This is a genomic window from Pseudomonas wayambapalatensis (genome assembly GCF_049942315.1).
In the GTDB taxonomy this organism is placed as follows: Bacteria; Pseudomonadota; Gammaproteobacteria; order Pseudomonadales; family Pseudomonadaceae; genus Aquipseudomonas; species Aquipseudomonas wayambapalatensis.
The window spans coordinates 35,576-42,021 of record NZ_JBNFMU010000120.1; the positions used below are offsets into that span (position 1 = coordinate 35,576).

Annotated in this window: 7 protein-coding genes; 2 read left to right on the forward strand and 5 right to left on the reverse strand. The window is 64.0% G+C overall.

Annotation, left to right across the window (positions count from 1 at the left end; genetic code table 11):
- Positions 1-27: 27 nt before the first annotated feature.
- Entirely contained in the window at positions 28-714 is a 687-nt protein-coding gene (locus ACPZMI_RS06435) for a YggS family pyridoxal phosphate-dependent enzyme (protein ID WP_186665603.1), read from the reverse strand.
- A 65-nt stretch (positions 715-779) separates the two neighbouring features.
- Here ACPZMI_RS06435 and ACPZMI_RS06440 point away from each other — a divergent pair, with 65 nt between their 5' ends.
- Positions 780-1,781 carry a type IV pilus twitching motility protein PilT gene (locus tag ACPZMI_RS06440; RefSeq protein ID WP_186665605.1) on the forward strand — a complete coding sequence of 334 codons (1,002 nt, stop codon included), beginning with the start codon at positions 780-782 and terminating at the stop codon, positions 1,779-1,781.
- A gap of 82 nt (positions 1,782-1,863) precedes the next feature.
- Here the strand turns inward: ACPZMI_RS06440 and ACPZMI_RS06445 are convergent, their stop codons facing one another.
- The gene (locus ACPZMI_RS06445; protein ID WP_186665606.1) at positions 1,864-2,496 is read right to left on the reverse strand and encodes a C40 family peptidase; all 633 of its coding nucleotides are present in this window, start codon (positions 2,494-2,496) and stop codon (positions 1,864-1,866) included.
- A 168-nt stretch (positions 2,497-2,664) separates the two neighbouring features.
- Here ACPZMI_RS06445 and ACPZMI_RS06450 point away from each other — a divergent pair, with 168 nt between their 5' ends.
- Positions 2,665-3,084, forward strand: coding sequence for an NINE protein (locus tag ACPZMI_RS06450; protein WP_288376468.1), 420 nt, complete (start codon positions 2,665-2,667; stop codon positions 3,082-3,084).
- 47 nt (positions 3,085-3,131) lie between these two features.
- On the opposite strand, the gene ACPZMI_RS06455 is transcribed toward ACPZMI_RS06450, so the two are convergent.
- The 3 genes from ACPZMI_RS06455 to ACPZMI_RS06465 form a co-directional block, all read right to left on the reverse strand.
- Positions 3,132-3,839 carry an SPOR domain-containing protein gene (locus tag ACPZMI_RS06455; protein WP_186665608.1) on the reverse strand — a complete coding sequence of 236 codons (708 nt, stop codon included), beginning with the start codon at positions 3,837-3,839 and terminating at the stop codon, positions 3,132-3,134.
- A 1-nt stretch (position 3,840) separates the two neighbouring features.
- On the reverse strand, positions 3,841-5,577 hold the full coding sequence (gene argS / locus ACPZMI_RS06460) for an arginine--tRNA ligase (protein ID WP_186721479.1): 1,737 nt from the start codon (positions 5,575-5,577) through the stop codon (positions 3,841-3,843).
- A gap of 132 nt (positions 5,578-5,709) precedes the next feature.
- Positions 5,710-6,446: helicase-related protein (locus tag ACPZMI_RS06465; protein WP_426351891.1), on the reverse strand; the 737-nt coding region annotated here is incomplete at its 5' end.

Sequence of the window (6,446 nt, forward strand, 5' to 3'; positions counted from 1 at the left end):
GAAGGAGAGAGTGAGTAAAGCATGGAATCAGGGCTGCCCGTAGTCGCGGGCGCCGAACAGGGCGGTGCCGATACGGACCCAGGTCGCCCCCTGGGCGATGGCCGCCTCCAGGTCGTGGCTCATGCCCATGGACAGCGTGTCCAGGCCAAGGCCGAGGCTTTCCTGCAACTGGCGCAGGCAGGCGAAGGCGGCCTCCTGGGTGGCGCGGTCGTCGCTGGGCTCGGGAATCGCCATCAGCCCGCGCAGGCGCAGGTTGGGCAGCTTGGCCACGGCCTGGGCCAGTGCCGGCAGGTCGACCGGGGTGCAGCCGGATTTGCTGTCTTCGCCGCTGACGTTCACCTGCAGGCAGACGTTCAGCGCCGGCAGGCCGCTGGGGCGCTGCTCGCTCAGGCGTTGGGCGATTTTCAGGCGATCCACGCTGTGTACCCAGTCGAAGTGTTCGGCAATGGCCTTGGTCTTGTTCGACTGGATGGGGCCGATGAAGTGCCAGATCAAGGGCAGGTCGCGCAATTCATCCTGCTTGGCCAGGGCTTCCTGCAGGTAGTTCTCGCCGACGTCGCGTACGCCAGCGGCGTGGATTTCGCGAATGGCGCTGGCGGGCTTGGTCTTGCTCACGGCCAGCAGGTGCACGCTGGCGGTGTCGCGTCCGGCGGCTCGGGCCGCGTTGTCGATGCGTTCGCTGATAGCGCGAAGGTTGTCTGCTAGGGTGGACATGGATCGATGCCGGCAGCTCAGTGGTGTGCGGCATTCTACCTGCTTGATGGCCTTTGGGGAGTCTCATGGATGTGACCGACCTGCTGGCCCGGGCCGTGGCGGCGGGGGCTTCGGACCTGCACCTGGCTGCGGGCGAGGCGCCGCTGTGGCGTCTGGACGGCGAATTGCAGCGCCTGGCGTTGCCCGTGCTGCAAAGTGAAATGATCGAGCAAGGCATGGCGGCTTGGCTCGATGCGCCTCATCTGCACCAATGGCTGGCAGGTGACGAAATCGACCTGGCCCTTGATTTGCCTGGGCTTGGGCGTTTTCGTCTGAACCTGTACAGACAGTATCGGGGGCTGGCCGCGAGCTTGCGGCTGATACCTGCACAGGTGCCGACGGTCGAAGAACTCGACCTCACGGAAGTGTTTCGAGCCATTGCCGAGAGCCGTGATGGCCTGGTGCTGGTAGGTGGTCCGACCGGCAGTGGCAAGTCCAGTACCCTGGCTGCGTTGATCGCGCAGCTTGATCGTGAGCGCTCAAACCATATCCTCACATTGGAGGATCCGGTGGAATTCGTACACCGCGCCGAGCGTTGCCTGATCAATCAGCGTGAGATCGGTCGCCATAGCCGTGACTTTGCCCAGGGATTGCGCAGTGCCCTGCGCCAGGATCCGGATGTGATCATGATCGGTGAATTGCGTGACCTGGAAACCATCCGTCTGGCGCTGCGAGCGGCGCAGACCGGGCATCTGGTGCTGGCCACGGTGCATACGCGAACAGCCGCGAGCAGTGTCGATCGTCTGGTGGATGTCTTCGCCGCCGAAGAGAAGCCACTGGTGCGCGCCATGCTGGCCGAGTCGTTGCGTCTGGTGGTGGCGCAGGTGCTGGTGCGGCGGGTGGGCGGCGGTCGCGTGGCGGCGCGGGAGGTATTGGTGGCGACGCCTGCGGTGCGCAACCTGATTCGCGAGGGGCGCGTGGCGCAGTTGCAGTCGGTGATGCAGACCGGTGCGGCGCAGGGGATGGTGACGATGGAAGGGGCGATGCAGGCGCTGGTGGCGCGAGGGGTGATTCAGGGGGCAGGGTGAAGCAAGCCCTACAGATACCTCACCGCTCTTCGTGGGAGCGGGCTTGCCCGCGAAGAGTCCAGTGAGCCCCTGAGTATCCAGATCAGCGCTTGGCCAGGCGCAGCGCCTGTTGCTCCTTGGGCAGCACCCGCTTGGCAACCACGTAGTGCTTCTGCCAGTAAGGCTTCTCGAGGCTGTCGATGCTCACCCGCTTGCCAGTACGCGGCGCGTGGATGAAGCGGTCGTTGCCCAGGTAGATGGCAACGTGATTGACCCGACGGCTCTTGATGTTGAAGAAGATCAGGTCGCCCGGCTTGAGGTCGTCCCGCGCCACCTTGACGCCATGCCCTTGGGCCATGGCATTGGACGTGCGCGGCAGGTCGACATCGGCGACATCGTTGAACGCATACTTGACCAGGCCGCTGCAGTCGAAGCCCTTGCCGGGCGTGCTGCCGCCCCAACGGTAGGGGGTGCCGAGCACATTGACCGCGCGGCTGAGTACTTCGCTGCTCTGCTTGGGCGACATCGCCGCGACCTGGAGCGCGTGGTTCTTGGCGGCATTGGCCGGGCGCGCGCGCAGGCTGACCTGCTTGGCTGGAGCGCGTTTCACGGAAGCATCGGCGTTGGTGGTGTAGCCGGTGAATCCGTTGGGAAGTCGTTGCTCACGGTTGGTGGCGTGGGCGGCCAGGGGTAACAATAGGCAGAGGGTCAGCCATGTCTTGAAGAAAGGCGGCATAGTTGAAGCTCTTTATGGATGTTTATAGGTGTCGGCGCGCAACTTTATAACAGGTTTTTGATCAAATTCTGATCCGTTGGTCGTGTGGCTGGGTACCATACGTCGGGGCAAAACGAAAAAGTCACATTTTTCGTTAGAAAATTTTCGGCTATCCCACGAGGGTTTTGAATGAATACGTATCAACAGGGTGCGCCGCTTCATGACACGCACAGCAAGGTCATCGGGTACCTGTTGTGGATCTTCGGCTTCACCGGCTCGCACCGTTTCTACTACGGCAAGCCGATCACCGGGACCATCTGGTTCTTCACTTTGGGCCTGCTGGGTATCGGCTGGCTGATCGACCTGTTCCTGATCCCGTCCATGGACCGCGAGGCTGACCTGCGGTTCCAGCCAGGGCAGGTGAACTACAGCGTGGCGTGGCTGCTGCTGACGTTCCTGGGTATCTTCGGCATTCACCGGCTCTACCAGGGCAAGTGGATCAGCGCACTCATCTACCTGTTTACCGGCGGTCTGTTCCTGATTGGCGTGCTGTATGACTTCTGGACCCTCAACACCCAGGTGTCCGAGGTCAACAGCGGGCGGCGCTGACGCCGTTGGAAAAAAGGCCTTGTCGCAGTGCGGCAAGGCCTTTTTCGTTATTGGCGGGTCTGTCGCTGCTGCAACAGCAGGTTGTTGAAGCCTGCCCCGGCCAGCTGCTTCTGCGCCACGGTCAACTGCTCGCGGTTGCTGAACGGGCCGACCAGCACGCGGTACCAGGTCTCGTCCTTCACGGTTCCCGATTCCACCTTGACCACCTGGCCGAGCAGGATGATCTGCGCGCGCACCTTGTCGGCGTCAGCCTCCTTGCGGAATGAGCCGGCCTGGAGGAAGAACTGTGTCGTGGCCGCGGGTTTGATCACCGGTGGTGCGGGTGGTGGTGTCTGGCCCAGCAGCGCCGCCTGGGCGCGGGCGGTGTCGATCTTTGCCGCTTCCGCTGGCGTGACCGGCGTGGCGGGCTGTACCGGCTGGGCAGGCACGGGCGGCGTTTTTTCCGGTACCGCCTCGGGCGGCACGATCACTTCCGACTCCGGCAGCAGCGTGTAGAAGTCGTACTTGGGCTTGATCGGCTGCGGCGTGGTCGGCGCGGTGCCTTTGGTCGCCTCGGCGACCTTGGCGGGCTTCTGCTGTTCAGGCTTGGCACGCTTGATGTCGTCGCCGCCGGGCTCGAGCTTCATCAGGAAGACGATGAATGCGCCTACGGTCAGGCCGACCGCCAGCCACACCCAGCCCGGGATCGGCTGTTTGGCGGGTGGCTGGTGACGGCTGGCGCCGCGCTTGGGCGCGGGTTTTTTCTTGGCAGCCAACTTACATGCGCTCCAGGGTTTCCAGGCCGAGCAGTTCCAGGCCCTGCTTGAGGGTGCGGCCGGTCAGCGCGGCGAGGCGCAGGCGGCTCTGCTGCTGTTCGGCGGTTTCGGCGGCGAGGATCGGGCAGTTCTCGTAGAAGCTGGAGAACAGGCCGGCCAGGTCGTAGAGGTAGCTGCACAGCACGTGTGGGGTGCCTTTTTCGGCGACGTTGTTCAGCGTTTCGCCGAACTGCGCCAGGCGAGCGGCCAGGTCCTGCTCGTGGGCAGCCTGCAGCACGATGTCGCCCTCGACTTCGTCGAAACCTTTGCCCAGCTTGCGGAACACACCGGCCACGCGGGTGTAGGCGTAGAGCAGGTACGGCGCGGTGTTGCCTTCGAAGTTGAGCATCAGTTCGAAGTTGAAGCTGTAGTCGCTGGTCCGGTGCTTGGAGAGGTCGGCGTACTTCACCGCGCCGATCCCGACCACTTCACCGATATGACGCAATTCGTCTTCGGCCAGGCTCGGGTTCTTTTCCTTGACCAGCGCGTAGGCGCGTTCCTTGGCTTCGCTCAGCAGGTCGATCAGCTTCACGGTGCCGCCGTCGCGGGTCTTGAACGGGCGACCATCGGCGCCGTTCATGGTGCCGAAGCCCATGTGCTCCATTTTCATCGGGTGCCCGACGAAGCCTGCGCGGCGAGCCACTTCGAACACCTGGTTGAAGTGCAGCGCCTGGCGTTGGTCGACGAAGTACAGGGCGCGATCGGCCTTGAGCACATTGCTGCGGTAGCGCACCGCGGCCAGGTCGGTGGTGGCGTAGAGATAGCCGCCGTCGGCCTTCTGCACGATCACCGGCAGGGGTTCGCCTTCGGTGTTCTTGAATTCTTCCAGGAATACGCACTGCGCGCCCTGGCTTTCGACCAGCAGGCCCTTGGCCTTGAGGTCGGCCACCACGTTGGCGAGGTCGGCGTTATAGGCGCTTTCGCCCATCACGTCGGCCATGGTCAGCTTGACGTTGAGCAGTTCGTAGGTCTTCTGGCAGTGCGACAGCGAGATATCCTTGAAGCGCGTCCACAGCGCCATGCACTCGGGGTCGCCGGCCTGCAGCTTGACCACCAGCCCACGGGCGCGGTTGGCAAAGTCTTCGGATTCGTCGAAGCGCTTCTTCGCCGCGCGGTAGAAGTTTTCCAGGTCCGACAGCTCGTCGCTGGTGATGGGGTTTTCTTCCAGGTAGGCCAGCAGCATGCCGAACTGGGTGCCCCAGTCGCCCACATGGTTCTGGCGGATCACTTCGTCGCCGAGGAACTCCAGTACACGCGCAACGCTGTCGCCGATGATGGTCGAGCGCAGGTGGCCGACGTGCATCTCCTTGGCCAGGTTTGGCGCCGACATGTCGATGACCACTTTTTCCGCTGCGCCGGCCTTGCGCACGCCCAGGTGGGCGTCTGCAAGTGCCGCGTTCAGGCGGTTGGCCAGGGCGTCGGTGTTCTGGAAGAAGTTGAGGAAGCCGGGGCCGGCGATCTCGACCTTGCTGATGTCGGCGCTGGCAGGCAGGGCGGCGATCAGCTTGTCGGCCAGCTCGCGCGGCTTCATGCCAGCCGGTTTGGCCAGCATCATGGCGATGTTGCTGGCGAAGTCGCCGTGGGTCTTGTCGCGGGCGTTTTCCACCTGGATCGCTGGCGTCAGGCCTTCAGGCAACACACCTTCGTTGACGAGTTGGGTGAGGGCTTGCTGGATCAGCTGGCGAATGGTGTCTTTCATCGGGTTCTCTTTTCGACCGCAAGCGCGGTGCAGCGCTTCGATGCGCAGGTGGAAAAACGGAACATTATCCGTGGCCGGGGCTTGATTGCCAACCTTTACGGCTCGCGCAGGATTGCGCTGGCTTTCATGGCTTCAGTAGAGATCGACCGGGTCCACATCCAGCGACCAGCGCACCTGCCGCCCCGACGGCATCTGTTCCAACACTAGCAACCAGCTGCTGATCAGTCGATGCAGCGGCGCCCGGGCATTGGCCTGGATCAACAACTGCGCGCGGAAGCGCCCGGCGCGGCGCTCCATGGGGGCTGGTACGGGGCCAAGCAACTCGATGCCGGTCAAGCCCTGCTCGGCCAGCACGGCCTCTGCGGCGGCGCAGGCCTCGTCGAGAAAGGCTTCCGCCTGCCCGGGCTTGTGCGCTTCGGCGCGCAGCAGGGCCAGGTGCGAGAAGGGCGGCAGGCCAGCGGCGCGCCGCTCGCTCAGGGCCTGCTCGGCGAAGGCGAAATAGCCCTGCTCGGTCAGTTGCACCAGCAGTGGATGCTCGGCCAGGTGGGTCTGCACGATCACCTTGCCAGGCTCCTCGGCCCGCCCGGCACGGCCGGCGACCTGAACGATCAGTTGCGCCATGCGCTCGCTGGCGCGGAAATCACCCGAGAACAGTCCGCCATCGGCATCGAGAATGGCCACGAGGGTTACCCGCGGAAAGTGATGCCCCTTCGCGAGCATCTGTGTGCCGACCAGAATGCTCGGCTGGCCGCGCTGGATGGTGGTGAACAAATGATGCATGGCGTCCTTGCGCGACGTGCTGTCGCGGTCCACGCGCAGGACGGGGTAATCGGGGAACAGGGTTTTCAGGCGCTCTTCGGCGCGCTCGG

Bases quoted from the DNA above. Each gene is read 5' to 3' on its own strand.
- ACPZMI_RS06435 (WP_186665603.1), bottom strand. From the start codon at position 714: ATGTCCACCCTAGCAGACAACCTTCGCGCTATCAGCGAACGCATCGAC.
- ACPZMI_RS06440 (WP_186665605.1), top strand. From the start codon at position 780: ATGGATGTGACCGACCTGCTGGCCCGGGCCGTGGCGGCGGGGGCTTCG.
- ACPZMI_RS06445 (WP_186665606.1), bottom strand. From the start codon at position 2,496: ATGCCGCCTTTCTTCAAGACATGGCTGACCCTCTGCCTATTGTTACCC.
- ACPZMI_RS06450 (WP_288376468.1), top strand. From the start codon at position 2,665: ATGAATACGTATCAACAGGGTGCGCCGCTTCATGACACGCACAGCAAG.
- argS (WP_186721479.1), bottom strand. From the start codon at position 5,577: ATGAAAGACACCATTCGCCAGCTGATCCAGCAAGCCCTCACCCAACTC.